The 26,056-nt window shown below is 73.6% G+C and carries 25 protein-coding genes; 11 read left to right on the top strand and 14 right to left on the bottom strand.

Annotated elements, in window-relative coordinates:
* Positions 1-3: 3 nt before the first annotated feature.
* Positions 4-486: a helix-turn-helix domain-containing protein gene (locus ACFVVX_RS19690; RefSeq protein ID WP_387947263.1), complete on the bottom strand. Its 483-nt coding sequence runs from the start codon at positions 484-486 to the stop codon at positions 4-6.
* A gap of 220 nt (positions 487-706) precedes the next feature.
* Here ACFVVX_RS19690 and ACFVVX_RS19695 point away from each other — a divergent pair, with 220 nt between their 5' ends.
* Positions 707-1,492, top strand: coding sequence for an AzlC family ABC transporter permease (locus ACFVVX_RS19695; RefSeq protein ID WP_387947170.1), 786 nt, complete (start codon positions 707-709; stop codon positions 1,490-1,492).
* On the top strand, positions 1,492-1,800 hold the full coding sequence (locus ACFVVX_RS19700; protein ID WP_387947172.1) for an AzlD domain-containing protein: 309 nt from the start codon (positions 1,492-1,494) through the stop codon (positions 1,798-1,800). Before ACFVVX_RS19695 ends, ACFVVX_RS19700 begins: the two co-directional genes overlap by 1 nt.
* Before the next feature lie 35 nt (positions 1,801-1,835).
* On the opposite strand, the gene ACFVVX_RS19705 is transcribed toward ACFVVX_RS19700, so the two are convergent.
* Positions 1,836-2,156 (bottom strand): hypothetical protein, encoded by a 321-nt coding sequence (locus tag ACFVVX_RS19705; protein ID WP_387947174.1) that lies wholly within the window; start codon positions 2,154-2,156, stop codon positions 1,836-1,838.
* A 49-nt stretch (positions 2,157-2,205) separates the two neighbouring features.
* Positions 2,206-2,742: a GNAT family N-acetyltransferase gene (locus ACFVVX_RS19710; RefSeq protein WP_387947176.1), complete on the bottom strand. Its 537-nt coding sequence runs from the start codon at positions 2,740-2,742 to the stop codon at positions 2,206-2,208.
* A 138-nt stretch (positions 2,743-2,880) separates the two neighbouring features.
* On the opposite strand from ACFVVX_RS19710, the gene ACFVVX_RS19715 reads away from it, so the two are divergent.
* The 5 genes from ACFVVX_RS19715 (at position 2,881) to ACFVVX_RS19735 (ending at position 8,020) form a co-directional block, all read left to right on the top strand.
* Positions 2,881-4,059, top strand: coding sequence for an acyl-CoA dehydrogenase family protein (locus tag ACFVVX_RS19715; RefSeq protein ID WP_387947178.1), 1,179 nt, complete (start codon positions 2,881-2,883; stop codon positions 4,057-4,059).
* Positions 4,060-4,147: 88 nt separating this feature from the next.
* On the top strand, positions 4,148-4,555 hold the full coding sequence (locus ACFVVX_RS19720) for an ADP-ribosylation/crystallin J1 (RefSeq protein ID WP_387947180.1): 408 nt from the start codon (positions 4,148-4,150) through the stop codon (positions 4,553-4,555).
* 182 nt (positions 4,556-4,737) lie between these two features.
* Entirely contained in the window at positions 4,738-5,616 is an 879-nt protein-coding gene (locus ACFVVX_RS19725) for an alkaline phosphatase family protein (protein WP_387947182.1), read from the top strand.
* A gap of 286 nt (positions 5,617-5,902) precedes the next feature.
* Positions 5,903-6,373, top strand: coding sequence for a hypothetical protein (locus tag ACFVVX_RS19730; protein ID WP_387947184.1), 471 nt, complete (start codon positions 5,903-5,905; stop codon positions 6,371-6,373).
* Between the two features lie 204 nt (positions 6,374-6,577).
* A complete protein-coding gene (locus ACFVVX_RS19735; protein WP_387947186.1) occupies positions 6,578-8,020 on the top strand; it encodes a multidrug effflux MFS transporter in 1,443 nt (480 codons plus the stop codon).
* 84 nt (positions 8,021-8,104) lie between these two features.
* On the opposite strand, the gene ACFVVX_RS19740 is transcribed toward ACFVVX_RS19735, so the two are convergent.
* The 11 genes from ACFVVX_RS19740 to ACFVVX_RS19790 all read right to left on the bottom strand — a co-directional run bounded on the left by ACFVVX_RS19740 (position 8,105) and on the right by ACFVVX_RS19790 (position 20,532).
* Entirely contained in the window at positions 8,105-10,156 is a 2,052-nt protein-coding gene (locus tag ACFVVX_RS19740) for a glycosyl hydrolase family 18 protein (protein ID WP_387947188.1), read from the bottom strand.
* Between the two features lie 439 nt (positions 10,157-10,595).
* Complete coding sequence (locus tag ACFVVX_RS19745; RefSeq protein WP_387947190.1) at positions 10,596-11,168, bottom strand: hypothetical protein; 573 nt, start codon at positions 11,166-11,168, stop codon at positions 10,596-10,598.
* 256 nt (positions 11,169-11,424) lie between these two features.
* Positions 11,425-12,039 carry a hypothetical protein gene (locus ACFVVX_RS19750; protein ID WP_387947192.1) on the bottom strand — a complete coding sequence of 205 codons (615 nt, stop codon included), beginning with the start codon at positions 12,037-12,039 and terminating at the stop codon, positions 11,425-11,427.
* 144 nt (positions 12,040-12,183) lie between these two features.
* A complete protein-coding gene (locus ACFVVX_RS19755) occupies positions 12,184-13,122 on the bottom strand; it encodes an ABC transporter substrate-binding protein (RefSeq protein ID WP_387947194.1) in 939 nt (312 codons plus the stop codon).
* Between the two features lie 35 nt (positions 13,123-13,157).
* Entirely contained in the window at positions 13,158-13,835 is a 678-nt protein-coding gene (locus ACFVVX_RS19760) for an ABC transporter permease (protein WP_387947196.1), read from the bottom strand.
* Complete coding sequence (locus ACFVVX_RS19765; RefSeq protein ID WP_387947198.1) at positions 13,832-14,500, bottom strand: ABC transporter permease; 669 nt, start codon at positions 14,498-14,500, stop codon at positions 13,832-13,834. The genes ACFVVX_RS19760 and ACFVVX_RS19765 overlap by 4 nt, the downstream gene beginning before the upstream one ends.
* Positions 14,490-15,638, bottom strand: coding sequence for an ABC transporter ATP-binding protein (locus ACFVVX_RS19770; protein WP_387947200.1), 1,149 nt, complete (start codon positions 15,636-15,638; stop codon positions 14,490-14,492). The genes ACFVVX_RS19765 and ACFVVX_RS19770 overlap by 11 nt, the downstream gene beginning before the upstream one ends.
* A gap of 406 nt (positions 15,639-16,044) precedes the next feature.
* Entirely contained in the window at positions 16,045-16,431 is a 387-nt protein-coding gene (locus ACFVVX_RS19775; RefSeq protein WP_387947202.1) for a rhodanese-like domain-containing protein, read from the bottom strand.
* Complete coding sequence (locus ACFVVX_RS19780; protein ID WP_387947204.1) at positions 16,425-16,985, bottom strand: cysteine dioxygenase; 561 nt, start codon at positions 16,983-16,985, stop codon at positions 16,425-16,427. The genes ACFVVX_RS19775 and ACFVVX_RS19780 overlap by 7 nt, the downstream gene beginning before the upstream one ends.
* Positions 16,986-17,170: 185 nt before the next feature.
* Complete coding sequence (locus ACFVVX_RS19785) at positions 17,171-17,248, bottom strand: putative leader peptide (protein ID WP_107086570.1); 78 nt, start codon at positions 17,246-17,248, stop codon at positions 17,171-17,173.
* Positions 17,249-17,295: 47 nt separating this feature from the next.
* Positions 17,296-20,532, bottom strand: a complete 3,237-nt coding sequence (locus ACFVVX_RS19790; RefSeq protein WP_387947206.1) for a hypothetical protein — start codon at positions 20,530-20,532, stop codon at positions 17,296-17,298.
* 491 nt (positions 20,533-21,023) lie between these two features.
* Here ACFVVX_RS19790 and ACFVVX_RS19795 point away from each other — a divergent pair, with 491 nt between their 5' ends.
* From ACFVVX_RS19795 to ACFVVX_RS19810, 4 genes are all read left to right on the top strand, one after another.
* Entirely contained in the window at positions 21,024-21,866 is an 843-nt protein-coding gene (locus tag ACFVVX_RS19795; RefSeq protein WP_387947208.1) for a nitrilase-related carbon-nitrogen hydrolase, read from the top strand.
* A gap of 14 nt (positions 21,867-21,880) precedes the next feature.
* Positions 21,881-23,290, top strand: a complete 1,410-nt coding sequence (gene hydA / locus ACFVVX_RS19800) for a dihydropyrimidinase (RefSeq protein WP_387947210.1) — start codon at positions 21,881-21,883, stop codon at positions 23,288-23,290.
* A 134-nt stretch (positions 23,291-23,424) separates the two neighbouring features.
* A complete protein-coding gene (locus ACFVVX_RS19805) occupies positions 23,425-24,456 on the top strand; it encodes a TIGR03842 family LLM class F420-dependent oxidoreductase (RefSeq protein ID WP_387947212.1) in 1,032 nt (343 codons plus the stop codon).
* Entirely contained in the window at positions 24,453-26,006 is a 1,554-nt protein-coding gene (locus tag ACFVVX_RS19810; RefSeq protein WP_387947214.1) for an NCS1 family nucleobase:cation symporter-1, read from the top strand. The genes ACFVVX_RS19805 and ACFVVX_RS19810 overlap by 4 nt, the downstream gene beginning before the upstream one ends.
* Positions 26,007-26,056: the final 50 nt, after the last annotated feature.

The raw sequence follows: 26,056 nt of genomic DNA on the forward strand, positions 1-26,056 counted from the left end.
CGCTCAGACGTGCTCCATCACGATCACGGCGAGCGTCCCCGCCGCCAGGGCGCGGAACACGTGCGGAGCGTCGCCCGGGTAGCTGACGTAGTCGCCCGGGCCGAGCTCCACCGGAGCGTCCGCCGGTCCGGCCAGCGCCCGCCCGGCGCTCAGCAGCACGTGCTCGACCGTGCCCGGCATGTGCGGGTCGGAGGCCCGGGTCTCGCCCGGCTGGGCCTCGATCCGGTAGATGTCGCGACGGGCGTTGGGCGGGCAGGAGGCCAGCAGGGTGGCGGCGTAGTCGGCCCGCTCGGAGTGGGTGACCGGCCCCTCGCCCGCCCGGATCACCCGCACCACCGGGCGCGGCGGGTCGACGAGCCGGCTGAACGGCACGTCCAGCGCGACGCCGAGCGCCCAGAGGGTCTCCACGCTCGGGTTGCCCGCGCCCGACTCCAGCTGCGACAGCGTGGACTTGGCGATCCCCGCCCGCCGGGCCAGCTCGGCCATCGAGAGCCCGGCGCGCTCGCGCTCCCGCCGGATGGCGGCGGCGATCAGTCCGATCAGCTCCGAGCCGGAGCCGGAGCCGGAGCCGGAGCCGGAGCCGGAGCCTGAGGCCGGGGCCGAGCCCGGGGAGGTGTTGCCGACGCTGTTCGCACTCATGCGTTCGCTCCACAGGTCCATTCGTTCGGCTTGACGAACGACGGTCATCGGGTTCACTCTACTGGACATGCGTTCGCTATCACGAACCCTCGAACGTGCCACGCTCCGTGACATCGCTCTGGTCTGCCTCGCCGACGCCCTCGTCGGCGTCTCCTTCGGCGCGATCGGCGTCTCCGGCGGCCTGCCGCTCTGGGTCCCGGTCGCCATGTCCGTCCTCGTCTTCGCCGGCGGTGCCCAGTTCGCCGCCATCGGTGTGGTGCTCTCGGGCGGCGGCGTACTCGCCGCCGTCGCGACCGGACTGGTGCTCAACGCCCGCCTGCTGCCGTTCGGCTTCACCGTCGCCGGGGTGCTCGACGGCCCCCGGTGGCGGCGGCTGCTCGGTGCGCACCTGCTGACGGACGAGACCGTCGCCTTCACCCTGCTCCAACCCGACCGGCCCCGGCGGCGGGCGGCGTTCTGGCTCTGCGGCCTCGCGCTGTTCGTGGTCTGGAACGCCGCCGTCCTCCTCGGTGCGGCCGCCGGCGGCTTCATCGGGGACACCGACGCCCTCGGACTGGACGCCGCCTTCCCGGCCGTCCTGCTCGCCCTCGTCCTGCCCTCGCTGGAGGAGCGCCGCACGCGCAACGCCGCCCTGTTCGGCGCGGCCCTCGCCGTGGCGGCCACACCGTTCCTGCCCGCCGGCCTGCCCGTCCTGCTGGCCCTCGCCGGGCTGCTGCTCGCCGGGCGCGCGCAGCCGGACCGCGCGGGTGAGTCGGGCCCCGAAGGGCGGTCTGGTCTCGAAGGCCGGTCCGGTCTCGAAGGGGAGTCGGCGACCCGGGAGCGACGCGCGGACTTCGCCAAGGAGGCCCACTGATGCCCCTGCTCGCCATCCTGCTGCTGGCCGTCGGCACCTACGCGTTCCGGATCGCCGGACCGGTGCTCGGCCACCGCCTGACCATCTCCGACCGCGTGCAGCGGCTGCTCTCGGTGGCCGCCGCCGTGCTGCTGGTCGCCCTCGTCGCCACCGGAGCCCTCACCCAGGGCCAGGGCTTCGCCGGCTGGGCGCGGCCGGGCGGCGTCCTGGTCGCCGGGATCCTCGCCCTGCGCCGCGCGCCCTTCCCCGCGGTCGTGGTCGCGGGAGCCGCGACCACGGCGGTGCTCCGACTGTGCGGGGTGTCCTGACCGGCCGTCGGCCGACGCGGCGGGCCCTTGAGGACCTAGCCGGCCGCGCCCTCCTCCAGCCGCTCCTGCTGGATCTCGGGCCGCTTGCTGTCCCACAGCAGCTCCCACACCTTGAACACGCAGTGGTAGTCGCGCATGCTGCCCTTGGAGATCAGCAGATAGGTGTCGCCGTCCCGCAGCAGCGTGCGCTGACGGCTGTTGAACGGGTGCTGCGGGGTGTACGTCGGCACGAGGCGCTTCAGCTCGGCGAGGGCCTCCTCCCGGGTGCCCTCCAGCTCGTCGAGCACCTTGGTGCCCCAGATCCGGTCGTTGCCGACGCCCTCGGTCTCCTGGACGATCAGTGCCCAGCGCGCCATGCTCCACCCCTCGTTCGGCTTCCGGAAGGAATCATCGTACCCACGCCGCTCACGGGCCCACCGACCCCGGCGCCTTGAAGAAGATGGTGGTCGGGTGCGGCACGCCCGTCGGGTCGGTGGCGTAGTCCGGCACCGTGCCGACCCTGGTCCAGCCGGCCGCCGCGTACATCTTCTCGGCGGGGCTCCGCGTCTCGGTGTCCAGCACCAGCAGCCGGATGCCCAGGTCGGCGGCGGCCGCCTCCAACGCGCCGAGCAGGCGCCCGGCGAGGCGCTGCCCGCGCGCCGTCGGGTGAACCATCAGCTTGGCGACCTCCGCCCGGTGGCGCCCGTTGGCGGCGGTCGCCGGACGAAGCTGCACCGTCCCCGCGACCCGGCCGTCCGCCTGCGCCCGGGCGACCCACAGCAGCAGCCGCCCGGCCGCCACGTCCGGGGCCAGTGCCCGCCACCAGTCGGCCGCGGCGGTGGGGTCGAGCGGCGCGAGGAAACCGAGCGAGGCGCCGTCCGCGACGGTGGCGGCCAACAGTGCGCCCAGTTCCGGCGCTGCGGCCGCGAGTCCGTCGGCGGTCAGCCTGCTGATCGTGAACATGGTCACTCCTTGCCTCCGGTCCGTCCCACCCGCCGTGGCGTGCGGAATACTCGCCGGAACCGCCTGTACTCGTCGGTACCCGCCACGCGCCGGCCGTCGCCGTCGCCGCGCCGCGACCAGAGACTACAAGGAGCTTCAATGACGAAGCCGACCCGGATCGACCCCGCCGACCTGCTCGCCGTCGGCGACCTCCTCACCGACGAGGAGCGGCTGATCCGCGACACCGTACGGAAGTTCGCCGACGAGCGGATCCGCCCGCACATCGGCGACTGGTACGACCGCGGCGTCTTCCCGGCCCGCGAACTCGCCCCCGAACTGGGCGCGCTCGGCGTCCTCGGGATGCATCTGGACGGCTACGGCTGCACCGGCTCCACGGCCGTCGCCTACGGGGTGGCGTGCATGGAGCTGGAGGCGGCCGACTCCGGGCTGCGCAGCTTCGTCTCCGTCACGGGCTCGCTGGCGATGCGCTCGATCCACGCCTTCGGCTCCGAGGAGCAGAAGCAGCGCTGGCTGCCGGGCCTGGCGGCCGGCCGGCTCATCGGCTGCTTCGGCCTCACCGAACCGGACTTCGGCTCCGACCCGGCCAACATGCGGACCAGGGCCCGCCGCCGGGGCGGCGACTGGGTGCTCTCCGGCAGCAAGATGTGGATCACCAACGGCAGCATCTCCGACGTCGCCGTGGTCTGGGCGCAGACCGAGGAGGGCGTACGCGGCTTCCTGGTCGAGCCCGGCATGCCCGGCTTCACCGCCAACGACGTGCACGGCAAGCTCTCGCTGCGCGCCTCGGTGACCAGCGAGCTGGTCCTCGACGAGGTCGTGCTGCCCGCCGACGCCGTCCTGCCGGGCGTCACCGGTCTGCGCGGCCCGCTCTCCTCCCTCAACGAGGCGCGCTACGGCATCCTCTGGGGCACCGTCGGCGCCGCCCGCGACTGCTACACCACCGCGCTCGACTACGCGAAGAGCAGGATCCAGTTCGACCGCCCGATCGCCGGGTTCCAGCTGACCCAGCAGAAGCTGGTCGAGATGATGCTGGAGGTGGAGAAGGCGTACCTGGTCGCGCTGCGGATCGGCCGGCTCAAGGACGAGGGCGCGGCCCGCCCGGCCCACGTCAGCTTCGGCAAGCTGAACAACGTGCGGGCCGCGCTGGAGATCGCCCGCAGCGCCCGTACGGTGCTCGGCGCCAACGGCATCACCACCGAGTACCCGGTCCTGCGGCACGCCAACAACCTGGAGTCGGTGCTCACCTACGAGGGGACGAGCGAGATCCACACCCTCGTCCTCGGCGAGGCCATCACCGGCGAGTCCGCCTACCGCTGACGGACCTGCCGGAGAGGGTCGCGCACCGGCCGCGGGCAAAGGAAAACGGCTGGCCGGGCCGGCCGCGGCCCGGCTACCGTCGGCTGCCATGACCACCGGCCCGACCAGCACCCCCGCGAGCACCCCCGCGACTACTCCCGCGGCCACTCCCACCACGACGCTCTGGCGCCCCACCGGGCCCGAGGAGCTGGCTCTGGTCGAGGCGGCCGACTGGCGTGCGTGGCCGCCCCGGCTGCCCGAGCAGCCGATCTTCTACCCGGTGCTGAACGAGGACTACGCGGTCCGGATCGCCCGGGACTGGAACGTCCCGGCCTCCGGCGTCGGCTACGTCACCCGCTTCGAGGTCGACACCGCCTTCCTGGCCCGCTACCCCGTCCAGCAGGCCGGCGGCCGGACGATCCTCGAACTCTGGGTACCGGCCGAGGAGCTGCCCGAGTTCAACCGGCACATCGCGGGCCGGATCGAGGTCGTCCACGAGTTCCGGCCGGCGCCGTGACGCCCGCCCCGGTTCCGCCTCCGCCGACCGCGCACTGAGCCCCCGGGCCGCGTCGACACCGCACGGACACCGGCCGTTCCCCCCGGGGACACCGGCCGGTACGGCGCGCCGTGGATCATGTCGCGGTCGGCGGCGCCTGCGGGTCTGCCGCCGGCCGCACATCCCGGAAAGGAACCCCCTCCATGTCCACAGCTCCGCTGCCCCGGCCCCGGGTGCTCGTCGTCGGCATCGACGGCGTCCGGTACGACCTGCTGGAGGAGGTCCCGATGCCCCGGCTGGCGGAGGTGGCCGAGGCCGGGTTCCTGGCGCCGGTCACGGTGGCGGACTCCACGCCCACCATGTCCGGACCCTGCTGGGCGACCATCGTGACCGGCGTCGAGCCCGCCAAGCACGGGGTCTGGGGCAACCACCTGGGCGGCAACCGGCTGGACGTCTTCCCCGACTTCGCCACCCGGCTGGCGCGCCAGGACCGCCGCCGCACCTACGTCGCGGCCGGCTGGGACCCGCTGGTGATCAGGGAGTCCGGCGGCCCGCTCTTCCGGGCGCCCGGCCGCCTGTCGTACGTCTCCCCGGCCGAGGACACCCCCGAGGCCTGGGAGGCCGTCGACGAGGAGATCACCCGGGAGGCCGTGCACGTGCTGGGCGGCGCCGACCCGGAGGCGTCCTTCGTCTACCTCGGCGCGGTCGACGAGACCGCGCACTTCCTCGGCTGCGGAGCGGAGTACCGGGCGTCGATGCGCACCGCCGACGAGCGCCTCGGCCGCCTGCTGGACGCGGTGCGCGGCCGCGCCACCTACCCGGACGAGGCGTGGACGGTCATCGTCGTCACCGACCACGGCCACGTCGACGCCGGCGGCCACGGCGGACGCACCGCCGAGGAGCGCACCGCCTGGGTGGCCTGCGCCGGTCCGGGCATCCCCGCCGCGCCGCCCACCGGCGAGATCCGCCATCCGGACGTCGCCGCCCAGGTGTACACGGCACTCGGCCGGCCCATCGACCCGCACTGGACTCTGGACGGCCGGCCGTTCCCGGTCGAGCGGCCCGTCGCGGCCGCCGTCTGAACCCCACCTGAACCCCGCAGGCCCCACCCGTCCCGCCGGACACCCGCTCCAGCAGCGCCCCAGCGGGACCTGAGCGGAAGTCCACCGCGGTGCAACCCTGACATCCGGCGGCTGCGTGTACCTCTGAAGGTGGAGGCCGTACCCCCTTGGTCGCAGACCCGATCGCGACCTCGTGGTGACGCCCCGACAGGGCACGGCCGGTCAGGATGGAGACCACAGGGCACGGGCACCGGGCCCGGACACCTGGAACGGGCAGGGAGAGGGCAGGGCGGGCATGAACGGCATCATGAGCAAGGTCGCACTCGGGGTCGCGGGCACGGGCATGGCCTTCGCCGTCGCGGCCGTGGTGGTCGGCCCGCGGGTGTCCGACTGGTACGACGAGCGCCACCAGAAGCAGGCGACGTACACCACCGGCAGCGAGGCCAAGGCGAACGGCCGCTCGCTGCCGACCTGGCTGCCCGACAACGCGGCCTCCGTCCGGTACCTGATGTCCACCACCGGGGACGACCGCCTGCTGCGCGCCACCCTCCCCGACGGTCGGCTGCCCGTCGGCTGCACCACCACCGCGCCGACCAAGGGGTCGCACCCGGCGCCGGTGAGGCTGAAGGCCGGCTGGTTCCCCGAGGGCGTCACCGCCAAGGCCAGCGGCACCTGCGGGCACTACAACGTCACGCTGGCGGGCAACCAGCTGTACGCCTGGCAGGACGGCGCCGCCGTCCAGGCCGCCCAGCGCGCGGAGCACGCGGCCAAGCACTGAGCACCGGGTACCGGGCACCGGGAGCTGAGTGCCGGGTGCTGAGTACGGGGCGCCGGGCGCCGAGGTGCCCGGCGCCGGGCCGGGTCGGGGTCGACGGGGCGGCCGGTCACTGATCCGCGCGGCGGACCCCGGGTATCGGCACCCGGGGGCGCTGGGGTAGGACGGAGCGAGTACAAACCCCGCGCCCGTCCTGTGAGGAGCCCCATGCCTGGTCCGACCGCCGGTTCCACCGGCGACATGTCGACCGCCCCCGACTCCGCCCCCGCCGCCGACCTCGCCCCTGACCTCGCCCCTGACCTTGCCCCCGTCTCCGCCGCCCCGGCCGCCGCTGCCACCGTGGCCGCATCCGCCATCAAGGCCACCGCCGGCCCCGCCCTCGCCCCCGGTCCCGTGGCACCTGCACCCGTACCCGCCGCCGCCCCCGGCCGCGGCACCGTCGCCATGCTCGGCGGCCTGGTGGCCCTCGGCCCGCTCACCACCGACCTCTACCTCCCCGGCCTGCCCGCGATCGCCGACGACTTCTCCGCCCAACCCGCCGCCGTCCAGCTCACCCTCACCTTCTCGATGTTCGGGGTCGCCGCCGGCCAGCTGATCTTCGGCCCGCTCAGCGACCGCCTCGGCCGCCGCCCCCCGCTGCTGGCCGGCCTGGTCGTCTACACCCTGGCCAGCCTGGCCTGCGTCATCGCGCCCAACCTGACCGTCCTGGTGGCCGCCCGCTTCGTCCAGGGCGCCGCCGGAGCCGCCGGCCTGGTGATCGGCCGGGCCGTCGCCCGCGACCGCTTCGAAGGCGTCGCGATGCTGCGCTTCCTCGCCTCGATCGGCCTGATATCCGGCCTCGCACCGATCCTCGCCCCGTTGTTCGGCGCCCAACTGCTCCGGGTGACCTCCTGGCGCGGCACCTTCGGGGCCCTCGCCGCGCTCGGCCTGCTGCTCACCCTGATCGCCTTCGCGGTGCTGCGCGAGACGCTGCCGCCCGCGAGCCGGCGCGGCGGCGGCCTCACCACCACGCTGCGCACCATGGGCGGCCTGCTGCGCGACCAGCCGTTCCTCGGACTCGTCCTGACCAGCACCTTCGCCTTCGGCTCGCTGTTCGGCTACATCAGCGGCTCCTCGGTGGTGCTCCAGCACGTCTACCACGTCTCACCGCAGACCTACAGCCTGCTGTTCGGCCTCAACTCGCTGGCGATCGTGGCCGTGACCCAGCTGAACGGGCGGGTGCTGGCCCGCCGCTTCACGTCCGGCGCGCTGATGCTGGGCGGCCTCGGCACGGCCGTCGCCGCCGGGCTGGCCCTGGTCCTGGTGACGGCGGTGTGGGACTTCGGCCTGCTCGGTGTCTGTCCGGCCCTGTTCGTCCTGATGGGCAGTCTCGGCGTGATCCTGCCGAACTCCGCCGCCCAGGCCCTCAGCCTGGTCCCCCCGCAGGCGGCCGGCTCCGCCTCCGCCCTGCTCGGCACCGGCACCTTCCTCTGCGGCGCCGTCGTCGCCCCGCTCAGCAGCATCGGCGGCCGCCCCTCCGCCGTCCTGCTCGCCGTGGTCGTCCTGGCCTGCGCCCTGCTCTCGCTGGCGTCCTACCTCGTCCTCTGCCGCCCCTGGCGTCCGGTCGGACCGGTTCCCGTCCCGGCCGCGGCACCCGCCCAGGCGGGCTGACCCGGGGCCCGGCCGGCCGCCGCGATGCCTGCCGGAGGGTGCCGCAATGCCGCCGGGGGTGGGAAGGGGATCCGGGGCCTCGGATCAGGCGATCGAGAAGTCGTCGCCGAAGACGTTGCCCTGGCCGTACCAGCCGTGCAGGTAGACCGTGACCGTGCCGGACGCGCCCGTGGTGAACGGGACGGTCAGCTTGGTCCAGCCCGCCGCGTTGGCCCAGGTGCTGGCGGTGGCGCCGCCGCTCACCCCGAGGTACGCGTAGTTGCCCTGCACCCAACCACTCAGCGTGTACGAGGTGTTGGGCGCCAGCGTGACGGTCTGCGCGCACTGCCCGGTCTGGCTGCCGTTCGCCGCGGCCTGCAGCGCGTGGGAGCCGGAGTGGACCGGCGTGGAGACCACGGCGCCGCCGCTCTGGCAGGTCCACGGAGCCAGGCTGCCCGTCTCCAGGCCGCCGTTCACCAGGCCGGTCGGCGTGCCGCCGGTCACGGTCAGGGTGAACGTGGCGGTGTGGCTGCCGGACGCGGCGGTGCCCGTGACGGTCAGCGGGTAGGTGCCGGGCGCGGTGGCGGCGGTGGTGGTGATGTTGAGCGTGGCGGCGGCGCCGGCGGTGACGCTGCCGGGGGTCACGGTGGCGCTCACGCCCGCCGGGGCGCCGGTGACGGCCAGGTTGACGGTCTGGGCCGCACCCGAGGCCACGGCCGTGGAGACGGTCGCGCTGGTGGACGAACCCGCCACCACCGAACCGGCGGCCGGCGCGGCCGCGATGGAGAAGTCGTCGCCGGGCTGAGTGCCCGTCACCTTCAGCGTGTAGCTGCTGGTGTGGCTGCCGGAGGCGGCGCTGCCGGTGACGGTCAGCGGGTAACTCCCGGGCGTCACCGAACCGGTGGTGGTGATGTTGAGCGTGGCGGTGGCACCGGCGGTGACGCTGCCGGGGGTCACGGTGGCGCTCACGCCCGCCGGGGCGCCGGTGACGGCCAGGTTGACGGTCTGCGCCGAACCGGCCGTGACGGCCGTGGAGACGGTCGCGCTGGTGGACGAACCCGCCACCACCGTGCCCGAGGCCGGACTCACCGCCACCGAGAAGTCGTTGGTGACCGGCGTGCCGCTGGTGAACGGCGCGAAGATGTGGGTGAAGTCCCAGGTGCCCTGGCTGATCCCGGAGCAGCTGTCACTGCCCGCGGTGCCCGGGCAGCCGCCGTTGTCGCGCTGAAGGGCCCAGAAGGACAGCGTGTTGATGCCCTTCGACACCGCCCAGTTGTAGACCGTGGTGGCGTTGGCGACGGTGAAGGTCTCGGCCGGGCCGTAGTCGTCGACGCCGATCATCTCGATGATGCCGACCGAACCCCACAGCTGCGCCGGGGTCTTGGTCGGGTACAGCTTGGCCAGCTGGTTGTAGAGGCCGGTCGCGGCGGTCTGGGTGTCGGCCGCCATGTCGTGGGTGGCACCGTCGTAGTAGTCGAACGTCATGATGTTGACGACGTCGATCCGGGCGTTGTTGGTGACCGCGTTCTTCAGCACCGCCAGCCCGCTGGACGCCAGACCGGTGGGGGTGGTCGGCAGGGTGTACGAGAACTGGATCGAGCGGCCGTTGGCGGCGGCCCAGTCCTGCACCAGCTTGATCGCCTTGTTGCGGCGGTCGATACCGGCCGTGTTGGTCAGCGAGTTGTCCTCGATGTCGAGGTCGATCCGGCTGATGTCGTAGGTGGTGATGACGTTCTCGAAGGCCGCCGCGATCTGGTTCACATCGGTGCAGCTGTCGGCGAGTTCGGTGCCCGTGTTGTCGGCGGTGTAGCCGCCGAAGGACGGGATGACATCGCCGCCGGCCGCGCGGATGGCCGCGATGTCGGCGCCGAACGAGGAGGAGGAGACGGGCAGCGAGCTGTCCCCGTTCCAGTACGGGGTGCACGAGCCCTTGGTGACGGTCTGCAGGAACGCCATGGTCAGGTGCTTCGCCCCGGACTGGGCCGCCAGGGTGGCCGGGCTCTGGCCCGTCCACGACTCGAAGTACGGCGCGAACACCCGGGTCGGCAGCGGGGTCGCGGCCTCGGCGGACGCCGTCCCGACGGCCACCAGGCCGGCTGACGCGGCCAGCGTGGCACAGGCTGTCAACGCGGCCTGGATCGTTCTACGTAGACGCATGGGTTCTCCAACAGACTTGGTGGGGCAGGACGTTGGTGAAGCACTGGATTGCGTGGCGGAGCCGTGCAACTGCGCGGGCGTGAAGCCGTGAGGCCGGTTACCGCGGAGCTGCGGACCTGCGGGAGCCGAGGAACTGCCAGGGTGGGGGCGTGCGGCGTGCGGGCGTGCGGAACCCCGTGGACACGCGGAACGGACGGACGACGCTGCGTGGGCACGCGTACGCCGTGCGGGTCGGGGGCGGTGCGGAGCAGGGCAGGGCAATGCCTCAGCCGCCGGTGGTCACACCCCCACAGTGCATCCCGGTCGGATCGACATGCTTATGGTTGGACTAGACCACTCGTCTGTCAAGGCTCCTAACAGTTCGTCGGCGGACCGATCCGACCGTCGCCGGACGAACGATCCGCTCGCGGCGGGCGATCCCGCTCCGCCTGACCGAACCTCAGGAAGCCTGCGCGATAAGCCCGTCGACGATCTCCACGAGGTCGTCCGCGCTGCGCCACTTGAAGGCGAAGTGGTGCTCCGCCATCCGGCGGACGGCAGCGGTCAGCCAGGCGTCGTCGCCGAGCAGCTCCGCCCGCTTGCGCTCCACGACGAGGCCGAGCAGTGGGTCCAGGAGTGCGATCTCGCGGGGGGAGTAGAACGCGCGGTGGTGGCTGAACTCGGGCGACCACATGTCGTAGGGGTGCCGGACCATCGCCCGCAGGCAGGAGCCGCGTGTGGTGATGCCCGGGGTCTTGCTCAACAGGCCGCCGAACCTGGAGCTGGAGAACCGGTCGACGGTGACCGCCACGCCCAGCTCCATCAGCCGGTCCCAGGTCACCAGGTGCGGGTCCCGGTCCACGACGCGGTGCGCCAGGCCCTCGCGCTCGAAGGTGAGATGGGCCCGGCCCAGGTGGTCGCCGATGATCCAGCGCCCCTCGACCCGGACCAGCGGGCCGAGGCGGTCCCGGGTGGGTTCTGCCGTCCCGGAGGAATCGGCGGACTCGACGGGGACGGTCGGCTCGGCGTTCACGGCTCTCCTCGGGCAGGCGTCAGCATCATGCCGACCAGTCTTCCCGGCTCACCTGCTGGTGACAGTACACCTCTCCGTCTCGGCCTCGCACGACAGTTCGGGATGCCCCCTGGGCGGTGCAGGCGGTGTGGGCGGCGCGGCAGGGCGCCTGCGTGCCGAGCGCGCAGGGTGCCGTGGCCGCGCGCCGGTCGTTGCGCGCGGCCACGGCGGCCCGGTGCTCAGGACACCGGGCTGCTCGGGGCGGGCCGGCCGGGCCTCAGGCCGGCGGGCAGAGGGTGCCGCGCAGCGCGTCGATGATCTTCTCGGCCTTCTCGGTGCCGAAGCCCTGCGGGTGGTCCGGGGAGGTGAAGCGCTGGTTGGCCAGCTCGACCAGCTTGGCGCGGTCCTTCGGGAACTGGTACATCGACTGGCACTGGTTGCGGGCCCGGTCGACGGCCTGGTCGGGCTTGCCGCCGACGATGGCCGGGTCGATCGCGTCCAGCGCGGCGACCAGCTGGGCGGAGGTGTCCGTGCCCGGCTTGGTGGGCAGCCCGGCGTCGGCGGGCGGTGCGGGCTTGGACGGTGCGGGGGCGCCGGGGGCGGTCGCGTCCGGCGCCGGAGCGTCGGTGGCGGTCGCCGACGGCGCGGGCGAGGCGGGCGGCACCGGGGCGGTGGTCCCGGCCGTGGGGGCGGGCGCGGGCACCGAGGCCGATGCGGGCGCGGACGCGGACGCGGGCGCCGTGGGGTCGGCCGGGGAGGCGACGGGCGTGCTGACCGCGGGGGCGCTCGGGGCGGTCGCGGCCGAGGTGGTCCCGGACCCGGAGCTCGAACAGGCGGCGAGGCTCACCGCGGCGAATGCCGTGAGGGTGGCGGCGAGGAGACGAGTGCGCATCCCGTCACACTGTCATGTTCGCGCCGCCCAAGGGAAGATCCCTCCCGCACCCGCCCCGCCCCGGCCGGCGCCGCCCCGGGCCGCAGCCGGGCCGGGCCCGCCCCCGCTGCGGCCCGCCCCGACTGCGACCGGAATCGCTGTGGCTCAGCTCAGCCCGTTGGCCTTCAGCCAGTCCTTGGCCACCGCCGACGGGTCCTCCTTGTCCACGGCGACCCGCTTCATCAGCGCGGACAGGCCCGCCGTGTCCAGCTTCGCCGACACCGTGTTGAGCGCGGCCGTGGCCTTGGCGTCCACACCCGCCTTGTTCACCAGCGGGGTGACGTTCTGCGCGCCGAAGATGTTCTTCGGGTCGGCGAGCGGCACGAGCTTCAGCTGGGTGATCTTCGGGTCGGTGGTGAAGACGTTGCCGACCTGGATCGAGCCGTCCTTCAGGGCGTTGGCCGTGGTCTCGCCGGTCGGCTTCCACTCCTTGAAGGTCAGCCCGTAGACGTCCTTGAGCTGCTGCTCGCGGCGGGTCTTGAACTCCGGCGGGCCGCCGATGGTGAACTCGCCCGCCTTGGCGGCCAGGTCGGTGATGCTCTTCAGCTGGTACTTGTCGACGCTCTCCTGGCTGACGCTCAGCGAGTCCTTGTCCTCGGCGGGCGAGGAGTCGAGCAGGCCCAGCGAGGCCGGCAGGGTCTTGGCGAGCGCCGCGTTGACCTCGTCCTTGGTGGCGGCGGTCGCCTTCGGGTCCAGGTAGGCGAGCAGGGCGCCGTTGTACTCGGGCAGCACGGTCAGGCTGCCGTCCTTGAGCTGTCCGTAGAGGAGCTCGCGGCTGCCGATGTTGAACTTCTCCTCGACCTTGACGCCCTTGGCCTTCAGCGCCTGCGAGTAGATCGAGCCGAGCAGGACGTTCTCGGGGAAGTTCGCCGAGCCGACCACCACGGTCGAGCCCGCGCCGTCGCCGGAGCCGGCGGTCTTCGAGCCGGAGGCCAGCGGGTCGCCGCCGGAGGAGCCGCAGGCGGTGGCGCCGAGGGCGAGCACGGAGAGGGTGCCGAGAACCAGGAGGCGGCGGCCGTTTCCACGGAGGGCAGATGTCGACATGGTGATGTGTGTCCTTTCGGGAACGGGTGGGAGGATCAACGGGCCCGGCGCTGGGCACGCAGCCCGGGCGGGAGCGCGTAGCGGGCGAGCAGGGCGAAGAACAGCTGGGCACCGACCGCGAGCAGCACCACCAGCAGTGCGCCGCCCACCGTCACCGCGAAGTTCCGGGTGGCCAGCCCGTCGATGACGTAGCGGCCGAGGCCGCCGAGGCCCACGTACGCGGCGACCGTCGCCGTCGCGATGACCTGGACGGTCGCGGTGCGGAACCCCGCCAGCAGGGTCGGCAGCGCGGACGGTACGCAGACCTGCCACAGCACCTGCGGGTGGGTCAGTCCGATGCCCCGCGCCGCGTCCCGTACGTCCGGGTCGGTGCCGCGCACCCCTTCGACGGCGGCCACCAGCAGCGGCGGCGCGGCGAGCGCGACCAGCGGGACCAGCACGGCCGTGTCGCCGACCCCGGCGAGCAGGACCGCCAGCGTGACCAGCCCGAGCGTGGGCAGCGCGCGGGCGGCGCCGGCCAGCGAGGTGACGGCGGTGGCGCCGCGCCCGGTGTAGCCGATCAGCAGTCCGAGCGGGACGGCCAGCAGCGCGGCGTACAGCAGTGCCTCGCCGGAGAGCAGCAGGTGCTCGGCGACCCGGTTCACGATCGAGTCCGGGCCGCTGCGGCGGTCGGGGGAGGAGAAGAAGTCCCCCAGCCAGGAGAGCCAGTTCACCGGGCCGCCCCCTTCTCGCGGACGGCCCACGGCGCGAGCAGCCGCCGGGCGCCGACCAGCAGCAGGTCCACGGCCAGCGCGAGCGCCGCGATCAGCACGATCCCGGCCACGATCGGGGTCGGGAAGGTCCGCTGGAAGCCGTCGATGAACAGGTAGCCGAGACCGCCGCGGCCGACCAGCGCGCCCACGCTCGCCAGCGAGATGCTGGAGACCGCGGCCACCCGCAGCCCGGCGACCAGGTACGGGACGGCGGCCGGCAGTTCGACGGAGGTCAGCCGGTGCCACGGCCCGTACCCCATCGCGGTCGCCGCCTGCCGGACGGACTCGGGGACCGCGCGCAGCCCCTCCACCGTGGTCGGCAGCAGGACGGCGATCGCGTAGAAGGCGAGCGGGATCATCACGGTGGCCTGGGTGGCCAGCCCGGTGTAGGGGATGAGCACCACGAACACGGCCAGCGAGGGCAGCGCGTAGACGACGTTGAAGACGGCGGCGAACGGCTGGTAGAGCCGGGGGTAGCGGGTGCAGGCCAGGCCCAGCGGTACCGCCACCAGCAGTCCGATCAGGACCGGGAACAGGGCGATCACGGCGTGGTCGAGCAGCAGGTCGCCCAGGTAGCCGAGGTGATCGCCGATCCAGTACCAGCGGACGATCGGTTCATCGTCCACCGGGAGTGCCCTCCTGCGGGACGGCGTCGACGCCCTGGCCGGCCGCGACCGCCGGTGCGTCCGGGAGGGGCTCTGCGGCCGGGGCGGTCCGTTCGGCCGGTGGGCCCGGGACGGCGAGTGCGGCGAGGACCGCCTCCCGGGTGGCCGTGCCGGTGGCCCGCCCGTCGGCGTCCAGCGCGACGGCGACGCCGGCGGGGGAGAGGACGGCGGCGTCCAGCGCGGTGCGCAGGGTGTCGGTCGCGGGCCGGTAGCCGGCCGCCGGGTGCAGCACGGCGGTGGCGGCGGTCCGGTCGATCCAGCCGATCGGGCGCCGCTCGTCGTCCAGCGCCAGTTCCCAGCCGCCGTACTGCAGCCCGGCGGCCACCGGGCGGGTGGTGACGGCGTCGGCGGAGCGCAGGCCCAGTCCGCGCAGGCCGCGGTCGCGCCCGAGGAAGGCGGCCACGCCGTCGTCGGCGGGCGCGGTGAGCAGGGTGTGCGGGTCGGCGAGCTGGGCGATCCGGCCCTGCTCGCGCAGCACCACGACCTGGTCGCCGAGCCGGACGGCCTCCTCGATGTCGTGCGTGACGAACAGCACGGTCTTCCGCAGCTCGGACTGCAGCCGCAGCAGTTCGTCCTGAAGGCCCGCGCGGACCACCGGGTCGACGGCGCTGAACGGCTCGTCCATCAGCAGGACCGGCGGGTCGGCCGCCAGCGCCCGGGCCACGCCGACGCGCTGCTGCTGGCCGCCGGAGAGCTGGAACGGGTAGCGCTTGCCGGTCTCCGGCGCGAGGCCGACCAGCTCCAGCAGCTCGGCGGCGCGGGCCCGGGCCTTCCGGCGGTCCCACCCGAGCAGGTAGGGGACGGTGGCGATGTTGTCGATCACCTTGCGGTGCGGGAAGAGCCCGGCCTGCTGGATCACGTACCCGATGCCGCGGCGCAGCTTGGCCGGCTCCAGCTCGGCGACGTCGGTGCCGTCCAGCAGCACCCGCCCCGAGGTCGGTTCGACCATCCGGTTGACCATGCGCAGCAGGGTGGTCTTGCCGCAGCCGGACGGTCCGACCAGCACGGTTATCCGACCGGTCGGGACGTCGAGGTCGAGGCCCCCGACGGCGATCGTGCCGTCGGGGTGGCGCTTGCCCGCGCCGTCGAATCTGATCACGGGGAGTTTCCTAGCTCGGGCGCCCGGGTGGTGGCGGCGCCGATGGTGGCGGTCTGTCGGTCGGTGGCGGTTTGTCGACAGATGACTGTCCGTGATGTCGGAGCCATCTGTCGTCGTACCTGCCCGGGCGTTCTTCCGCCCGCGTGGCTGCCCAGCTTTGGACCGGCGGAAACTCTGATCAGACTATGACCTGAATTACCTCCTGTCCCTGAATTACCACCAGGTGGGATAGCCGGACCGCTGGATGACGGTCGGTCGGGTAGTGGGCCGGCCCGGCGGGATGCTGCGGCCCGGCGGCTCCCGCGCCCTTGAGCCATTCGGCCGTAGGGCCGTACGGCCGTACGGTCCTACGGCCGGTGAGCTGCTCAGCCGCCAGGCCACGGGGCCGCTGGGCCGTTGGGCCCGCTCAGCCGCCCTGACGTGTCGGCAGCCCGGCGGCGGCCCAGCCGACGAAACCGCCGTCCAGGTCGGTCGCCCGGTGCAGTCCGAGCTCCCGCAGGGAGGCGGCGGCCAGACTGGAGGCGTAGCCCTCGGAGCAGAGCACGATCACCTCCACGTCGTACCCGGACGCCTCCGGGATGCGGTGGCTGCCCGTCGGGTCGAGCCGCCACTCCAGCACGTTGCGCTCGATCACCAGCGAGCCGGGGATCTCCCCCTCGGCGGCCCGCTGGGCGGCCGGCCGGATGTCCACCAGCAGCGCGCCCTCCAGGTGTGCGTCGTAGGCCTCACGGGCCCGGGGGCGGTGGACGCCCTCGCGGGCACGCTCCACCAGGTCGTCGATCGTGGTCACCATTGCTCCGGTCCTTCCACCGAGGTGCGGACGAGCCCGCCGGCCCGCAGGTCGTAGTGCGCCATCTCGTTCAGCGGTGGCGAATAGGCGTGGATGGTGACGGCCGGGCCGGCCGTCGTGTTGCGGACGTCGTGCACGTACTCCGGGCCGAAGGCGCGGGCGGTGCCGGCCGGGATCCGCCGGATCAGCAGGCCCTGCTCCGGTCCGCCCAGGGACAGCTCCTCCAGCTCGCCGAGCGCGACGGTGAACGCGCCGCGTGAGCCGCCGTGGTCGTGGAACCCGGTGGACTGTCCGGGCAGCCAGCTGATCAGCCAGACCTCGTGGTCCTGGTCGGCGACCAGCCGCCGGTACCAGCGCTCCTCCATGGAGAGCCGGACGTGGTGGATCCACTGCTCGGGCTGCTCGGCCAGCTCGCGGACGATCTCGCGCAGCGTGCTCGGCGTCAGCGGGACCCGGGCCTCCTCCACCAGTCCCGCCTGGGCGGTCGCGGTCGCGGTGGCGATCGCGGTGGCACTGGCAGGGGAAGGGGCGTGGTCGGGGGCGAGGTCCAGGCTCATGGGGCGTCCTCGGGGAAGGCGGGAGGGACGGGAGAGACGGAGTCGCGCGACAGCGGAGCCCGGGGGCGGGCGCGCCGACACGGCGGCAGGGTGCGCCCGGCGGGGCGCGTCAGGAACGCGGAGACGAGTGCGCGGTGCGGACCCCGGAAGACGTCACAGGGCGGGACCGGCGGGAAGGAGCAAGGTCAACAGGCACAGATGGAACTCGCCTGGCGTCGCAGATCGACGTGCAGGCGGCATACCAGAGTGGCGCCGGAGTCCATGCGCCGGATCTTTCCCGACGAAGCGGGCACGAGTCAAGCGAGCCCTGTCACCCCTGCGTGGCGCGCCGGGGCGGCGGAGGGGCCGGGGCGGGCGCGGCGCCGGGCGCCTCGGCGGCGCTCGCACCGGTGCCGGGCAGGGCGCCGTCCGCCGCGGCCAGCGCCGCCTTGACCGCGGGCGCCGCTTGCTCTCCCAGGTAGCGGCCCAGCGTCTGGTAGGCGTCGAACTGGCGGTGGTCGAACCACTGGTCGCTGGTGCTGTCGTTCGGGAAGGCCGCGTTGGCCACCGCGTAGGAGTGCAGCTCGTACGGCATGCCGGGGGTGAGCACGGCCTGGACGAGGACCAGCGTGCCGTGGCGCCCGCCACCGCCTCCACTCCGGTCTCCACTCCCGCCGTCGCTGTCGCCGTCCGCTCCGGCGCCGCTCAAGCCGAGGTCGAGCGGATCCGGATAGTGGATGTCCCCGGTCACGACCGCGGTGGCGGAGAGCCGCGCGGCCAGCTGCGCCGCCAGCCCGCGCAGCGGCGTCGGTGGTCCCTCGCCGACCCCGGCCCCCGCTGCGGCGCCGGTGCCGCCGCCGGTGCCGAGCGGCCGGTCCGTCGCCGCGCTCCCGGGGATCAGCCGCTCGGGCCCGTGCAGGGTGATGACGATGCCCAGCTCCTCGCGGGCGAGGGTGATCGCGGCCGCGACGGTGGCGGCGTACGAGGTGTCCCCGCTGGCGTCGACGCAGACCGCCGTCCGCACGCCGTGCCGCAGCAGTTCGACCAGCCCCAGGTTCTCGTAGTGGCCGCCGTCGGTGGCGAGCAGGAAGCGGTCGTCCATCGGGAAGCGCCCGCACAGCTCGCGCAGTTGGTACTGGAGCCGGCGCACGGCCGGCTGGGTCGCACGCCGCCAGTCCCGCTCGGGCGCCCACTGGGCGGCGAGCGCGGCGGGGTTGGGCAGCCAGGTGCCGAGCCGGGAGTTGGCGACGGCGAACAGCCCCTGGTAGGCCCTGGACTGACGGCCCATCGCGGAGGAGAACGCGGCGCCGGAGACGGCCATCGCGGACTGCACCGTCAGATCCCGGGCGATGTGTCCGCGGGTACGCCGCTCCAGCAGGTCCGTCCGGGCGTAGCCGACGTCCGGACCGCCCACGTAGTCGTGCGAGAAGGTGAACGAGACCGCCCGGCGACCGGGTGGCGTACGGTCGCTGCCGGACAGGTTGGCCGCGGCCGCGAAGATCACCTGCGGGAAGTCGGGGTGCCGGGCGCCGTAGTGGCTGAGCCAGGTCGGCTCCCGGAAGAAGTGGTACGGGCGGGCCAGCACCTCGCCGTCCTCGGTGGCCCGCCGGACGGCGAAGGCCGAGGCCAACCGGATCCGGTAGAACGGGTGCAGGCTCATCCACGTCTGGTCCAGGTTGAACCCGACGGCGCCCAGCACCACCGGCAGCAGGACCTGGGCGGAGACGGGCCAGTCGCGGCCGGTGGCGATCGCCCAGCCGAGGGCGAGCAGTGCCCCGACCGACAGCGCCGCGAGGGCCGCCCACACCACCAGGTACTCGGTCAGCCCGCCGGCCAGGCCGCCGACCTGCCGGGTGCCGCGCAACAGACGGCCGAGGCCGGCCGCGCCGAGCTCGATCGCCCGGCGTCCGCGCCACAGTATGCCGAGCAGCAGCGCCAGATAGCTGAGCAGCACGGTGGCGCTGAGGCCGACGCCGGTCCGGCCCGCGTCGACCGCCAGGGCCTGCTGCAGCCGGACCGCGCCCCAGGCCAGGCCCGGCAGTACCAGGACCCCGGTGGCCACCAGCGCGGCCAGGGCGAGGGCCGCGTGCGAGAGCCGCCGCAGGGCGCGGGGCAGCGGGTTGTCCCAGCCCAGCAGGGGGAAGGCCAGCAGCCACAGCAGCCGGCAGAGCACGGCGGCCGCCCCCAGCCCGAGGACGGCACCCACGGCGGACCGCCGGATGCCGAGCGGGCCGAGCCGGGCGCCGCCGCCGGTGCCCAGACCGATCGCGGCCAGGCCGTCCAGGTCGGTCAGCGGCACCAGGCGGTAGAACTGGCTGAGCCCGAGGCCGACCACCAGCACGGTGGCGAGCAGCAGCGTCAACGCGGCGACCAGACCGCGCAGCAGCGTCCAGAGGGCGACCAGCCACTGGCCGGCGCCGTCGGCCAGGTACTTGGAGTGGCGCCGGAGGTGGTCCTCCTCGGGCGAGCCGGGCTCCATCACGTCGGCCGAGGTCAGGCCGGAGACGACGGGCACCGGGCAGCCGGGAGCGGAGTCGCTGAGCGCCAACTGCAGCGCCCCGACCGTGTACCCGCCGCCGGAGACGGACACCAGGTAGCGGGCCTGCCGCAGCCAGGGGCGCAGCGCCTGCAGCGCGCCGAGGGTGACACAGGCCGAGCGGATCCCGCCGCCGGAGACGCAGAAGCCGAGCCGGGCGTGCTCCCGCCCGGGAGGCACCCGGGCGCCGTTGCGCCAGCGGGCGTGCTGGTCGAGCGGCGGGTGGGCGCGGCGGCCGGGCGGCCAGCGCCCGCCGTGCGCCGTGGCCACCGGCCAGGGCGGGACCAGTTCGGGGCCTGCCCGGTCGCCCTCGGAGGGCCGGCCGGCCCCGGACGGATCGGACAGGTCGGACGGGTCCTGCGGGTTCTGCGGGGCCGACGGGTCGCGGTCGCGCCGCAGCACGGCGAGCAGGGCCCGGCCGAGCGTGACGGCGAGCGAGGCCAGGGCGAACCCCCCGACCGGCAGGAGCAGCAGCCATCTGACGGTGGCGAGGGCGGCGGCGACGGCGAAGGGAGTGTCGGAGCCGCCGCCGGCCGCGAGCCGGTCGAGGCCGGCGCCGAGCAGCACGTCCTCCGCGAGGTCGCCCAGGCCGGCCAGCAGTGCGCCGCACGCCGCGCCGAGCGCGACGATCCGGGTCCGCGGCCGGGAGGCGACGTATCCGCCCAGCAGACAGGCGGCCACCAGCGTCAGGGTGTAGCCGCCGAGCAGCCAGTAGTCCGCCCGCAGCGCGGCGCGGTAGGCGCCGAGGCGGTCGCCGACCACGGCCCCGGCGGCCGCCCGGGAGCCGGCCAGCTGCAGCCGCACGTCCTGCACCGGCGGCGCCCAGTGGGCGAACAGCCGACTCCCCAGCGCGACCGGCAGCAGCGCGCCGAGGCCGAGCAGCAGACCCGCCCAGGCCGGCACCGGGGGCCGCCGCGCCGGCTCCTCGACCCAGGCGGCCAGGCGTCGCCCACCGGGCCCACCTCGCCGCGTGGCGGGCGCGACCGGCTCCGCCGGCGCTGCGCCCGCGTCCTGCTCCTGTACCGCCGTCACGTCCACCTCCCCCGTGACACTCCTGCCCGACCGCTTCCGCCGGGCGACCCGCGCCGAGCGACCCCGCACCGGGAGACCGGCGCCGAGCGACCCGCCGTGACGGTCCCTCGCTACCGTCCCTCGTGACCGTCCCTCGTGACCGTCCGGTGCCGCCCGGTGACGGACCGGAGCAGCATCATGGCGCTTCCTACCCCGACACGCAGTACCTCGCACAGGGATTCACTCAAATGAGTAAGAAGGAGGCTCGCGGGGTAGATGACCGTTTCATCCCATCCGGGAGACCTCGCGTGTCCGCGCGGGAAGACCGCCCCAACCGCGTTACGTCCGACGTATTGTCAGGCCGCCGAGGCCGGGCCTACGGTCTACGCACCACGTTCTACGCACGTAGATCCGTGGGTGGACCACTCGTGGACCCGCAGGCGGATCCGCCCCGTCAACCCTCAGACCGCTGGCCCAACCCCCGGCTGGGCCCCGGAGTTGCGGAGGTACCCATGTCGCAGATCGTCCGCGCCGCCCTCGTCCAGACCCGGTGGACAGGTGATCAGGAGTCGATGATCGCCCTCCATGAACGACACGCCCGCGAGGCCGCCGCCCAGGGCGCGAAGATCATCGGATTCCAGGAGGTCTTCAACGCCCCCTACTTCTGTCAGGTCCAGGAGCCCGAGCACTACCGCTGGGCCGAGGCCGTCCCCGACGGCCCCACCGTCGTCCGGATGCAGGACCTCGCCCGCGAACTCGGCCTGGTCGTCGTGGTCCCCGTCTACGAGGAGGACCAGCCCGGCGTCTACTACAACACCGCCGCCGTGATCGACGCCGACGGCAGCTACCTCGGCAAGTACCGCAAGCACCACATCCCCCAGGTCAAGGGATTCTGGGAGAAGTACTACTTCAAGCCCGGCAACCTCGGCTGGCCCGTCTTCGACACCGCCGTCGGCAAGGTCGGCGTCTACATCTGCTACGACCGCCACTTCCCCGAGGGCTGGCGCGCCCTCGGCCTGGCCGGCGCGCAGATCGTCTACAACCCCTCCGCCACCAGCCGCGGACTCTCCAGCTACCTCTGGCAGCTCGAACAGCCCGCCGCCGCCGTCGCCAACGAGTACTTCGTCGCCGCCATCAACCGCGTCGGCACCGAGGAGTACGGCGACAACGACTTCTACGGCACCTCCTACTTCGTCGACCCGCGCGGCCAGTTCGTCGGCGACGTCGCCTCCGACAAGGAGGAGGAGCTCGTCGTCCGCGACCTCGACCTCGGCCTGATCGAACAGGTCCGCCAGCAGTGGGCGTTCTACCGGGACCGCCGGCCCGAGGCCTACGGACCCCTGACCGAGGCGTGAGAGGGGCCGACGCCATGAGCCGAACTGTGATCCGCGGCGGCCTCGTCATCACCGCCACCGACGAACTGCACGCCGACGTCCTGATCGAGGGCGAGCGCATCGCCGCCCTCGCCGCCACCGGCAGCGACGCCGCCGCGGCCTGGGGCGACGGGGACGCCCAGGTCATCGACGCCACCGGCCACTACGTCATCCCCGGCGGCGTCGACGCGCACACCCACATGCAGCTGCCCTTCGGCGGCACCTCGGCCTCCGACACCTTCGAGACCGGCACCCGCGCAGCCGCCTGGGGCGGCACCACCACCATCGTCGACTTCGCCGTCCAGCCCGTCGGCGGCGCCCTGCGCGAGGGCCTCGACGCCTGGCACGCCAAGGCCGACGGCAACTGCGCCATCGACTACGCCTTCCACACCATCGTCTCCGACGTCAACGACGGTGTGCTCAAGGAGATGGACGCCCTCGTCGACTCCGGCGAATCCACCTCCTTCAAGCTCTTCATGGCCTACCCCGGCGTCTTCTACAGCGACGACGGCCGCATCCTGCGCGCCATGCAGCGCGGCGCCGCCAACGGCGGGCTGATCATGATGCACGCCGAGAACGGCATCGCCATCGACGTCCTGGTCGAACAGGCCCTCGCCGCCGGCCGCACCGACCCCCGCTACCACGGCGAGGTCCGGCACGAACTCCTGGAGGCCGAGGCCACCCACCGCGCGATCAGGCTCGCCCAGGTCGCCGGCAGCCCGCTCTACGTCGTCCACGTCTCCGCCGCCTCCGCCCTCGCCGAACTCGCCGAGGCCCGCGACGCCGGCCTCAACGTCTTCGGCGAGACCTGCCCGCAGTACCTGTTCCTGTCCACCGACAACCTCGCCGAACCGGGCTTCGAGGGCGCCAAGTACGTGTGCAGCACCCCGCTGCGCCCCCGCGAGCACCAGGAGGCGCTCTGGCGGGGGCTGCGCACCAACGACCTCCAGGTGGTCTCCACCGACCACTGCCCGTTCTGCTTCGTCGGCCAGAAGGACCTCGGCCGGGGCGACTTCTCCAAGATCCCGAACGGCCTGCCGGGCGTGGAGAACCGGATGGACCTGCTCCACCAGGCGGTGGTCGACGGGCGGATCAGCCGGCGCCGCTGGGTCGAGATCGCCTGCACCACGCCCGCCCGGATGTTCGGCCTGCACCCGCGCAAGGGGACCATCGCCCCCGGCGCGGACGCCGACCTGGTCGTCTACGACCCCGCCGCCGTCCAGACCGTCTCCGCGGCCACCCACCACATGAACGTCGACTACTCGGCCTACGAGGGCCGCCGACTCACCGGCCGCGCCCGGACGGTGCTCTCCCGCGGCACCGTCGTCGTGGACGGCGGCAGCTGGCTCGGACGGGCCGGCCACGGCACCTTCCTGCGCCGGGACACCTGCCAGTACCTCACCTGAGCCCGGCCCCCGCCGCGGTCCTCGTCCCTTCCGCCTCTTCCGCCTCTTCCTCTCGTCTCCTTCCCTCCCTGCCCGGCAGCTGCCCGGGGGCCGTCACCGCCGGTCCCCGGGTGGCCCCTTCCCTGGAGCGCCCCATGGACATCGGCCTCGTCCTGCAGACCGACCCGCCCGCCCGCCTGCTCATCGACCGCATGGTCCGCGCCGAGCGGGCCGGCTTCACCCACGGCTGGACCTTCGACTCCTGCGTGCTCTGGCAGGAGCCCTTCGTCATCTACAGCCGGATCCTGGCCGAGACCGAGCGGCTGACCGTCGGTCCGATGGTCACCAACCCCTCCACCCGCACCTGGGAGGTCACCGCCTCCCTCTTCGCCACCCTCAACGACATGTACGGCAACCGCACCGTCTGCGGCATCGGTCGCGGTGACTCCGCGATGCGCGTCGCCGGCCGCCGCCCCGCCACGCTCGCCCGGCTCTCCGAGGCCATGCACGCCATCAAGGCTCTGGCGGAAGGCCGTTCGATCGAGGTGGACGGCACCGAGATGCACCTGCCCTGGGTGCAGCCCGGCGCCGCACTGCCGATCTGGATGGGCGCGTACGGCCCCAAGGCACTCGCCCTGACCGGGAGTCAGGCCGACGGCTTCATCCTGCAGCTCGCCGACCCGTACCTCACCGAGTACATGATCAAGGCCGTCCGCGCGGCCGCCGCCGAGGCCGGCCGCGACCCCGCCTCGCTCACCATCTGCGTCGCCGCCCCCGCCTACGTCACCGAGGACGACTCCCCGGCCGCACTCGCCCACGCCCGCGAACAGTGCCGCTGGTTCGGCGGCATGGTCGGCAACCACGTCGCCGATCTGGTCACCCACTACGGCGAGCACTCCGCCCTCGTCCCCGAGGCCCTCACCGACTACATCAAGGACCGGCAGGGCTACGACTACAGCCACCACGGTCGCGCCGGAAACCCCGACACCGCCTTCGTCCCGGACGAGATCGTCGACCGCTTCTGTCTCATCGGCCCGGTGGCCGCCCAGCTGGACCGTCTGGAGCGCCTCCGCGCCCTGGGGGTCGACCAGTTCGCCGTCTACGCGATGCACGACGCCGTCGAGCAGACCATCGACGCGTACGGCGCCGACGTCATCCCGCACCTGGCCGAAGGCGCCCGCCGGTGACCGGAACCGCCGCGATAGGGGGCGGCGGAGCCGCATCCCAGATCCAGCACCCCGACGGCCGGGTCGAGTTGGGCCCGGCCGTCACCCTCCCGGCCAACGGCTTCACCAACGACGACCTGCTGCCCGTTCCGGTCGCCGGGCGCACCTGGACCACCTACAACTTCCTCGCCCTGTGGGTCGGCATGGCCCACAACATCCCTTCCTGGACGCTGGCTTCGGGCCTGGTCGCGCTCGGGATGGACTGGAAGCAGGCGGTCCTCACCATCGCGCTCGGCAACCTGATCGTGCTCGGGCCGATGCTGCTCACCGGCCATGCCGGGACCAAGTACGGCATCCCGTTCCCGGTCTTCGCCCGTGCCTCCTTCGGCCTGCGCGGCGCCAATCTGCCCGCACTCGTGCGGGCCGCCGTCGCCTGCGCCTGGTTCGGCATCCAGACCTGGATCGGCGGCTCCGGCATCTTCCTGCTGGCGGGCAAGCTGTTCGGCGAATCCTGGCGGACCGCAGCGGAGTTCGGCGGCCACCCGTGGACGCTCTGGCTCTCCTTCCTGCTGTTCTGGGCGGTCCAGATAGCGATCATCCACCGCGGGATGGACACGCTGCGGAAGGTCGAGAACTGGGCCGCCCCGTTCGTCATCGTGGGCGCGGTGGCCCTGCTGGCCTGGATCGCGGTGAAGGCCGGCGGGCTCGGCACGCTGCTGTCGCAGCCGTCCGAACTCGGCTGGGGCAGCGGCTTCTGGAAGGTCTTCTTCCCCGGACTGATGGGCATGATCGGGTTCTGGGCCACCCTCAGCCTCAACATCCCCGACTTCACCCGCTTCGGGGGCAGCCAGCGCGCCCAGGCCCTCGGCCAGGCGCTGGGCCTGCCGACCACGATGACCGCCTTCGCGGTGCTCTCGGTGCTGGTCACCTCGGGCTCGGAGGCCGTGTACGGCACCGCGATCTGGGATCCGATCGAACTCACCGCGAAGATCGACAGTGTGCCGGGGATCCTCTTCGCCCTGGTCACCGTGCTGGTCGCGACCCTCTCGGTGAACATCGCCGCCAACGTCGTCTCACCCGCCTACGACCTGGCCAACCTCGCCCCCCGTCTCATCAACTTCCGTACGGGGGCGCTGATCACGGGAGTGGTGGGGATCGCGATCTTCCCGTGGAAGCTGCTCTCCAGCCCCGAGATGTACATCTTCACCTGGCTGGGCCTGGTCGGCGGCCTGCTCGGGACGGTGGCCGGCATCCTCATCGCCGACTACTGGATCATCCGCCGCACCCGCCTCGACCTGGCCGCCCTCTACACCCCGGGCGCCGGCCCCTACTGGTACCGGGCGGGCTGGAACTGGCGTGCCGTCCTCTCCTTCGGCGTGGGCGGGCTGCTCGCGGTCGGCGGCTCGTACTCCACCGTCGACTCCGCCGGGGTGGCGACCGGCCCGTTCCCGGTCGGCGGCCTGATCCCGGTCCTGAAGCCGCTCGCGGACTACGGCTGGGCCGTGGGCTTCACGGTCGGCGTGCTGCTGTACACGGTGCTGAGCCTCGACTCCCGGACCCGGCAGGGGTGATGGGCCCCGCGACTCAGCGACTCCGCGGCCGCCCGGGTCGTCCGGGCCGC

The sequence above is a fragment of the Kitasatospora sp. NPDC058170 genome (assembly GCF_042883905.1).
GTDB lineage: Bacteria > Actinomycetota > Actinomycetes > Streptomycetales > Streptomycetaceae > Kitasatospora.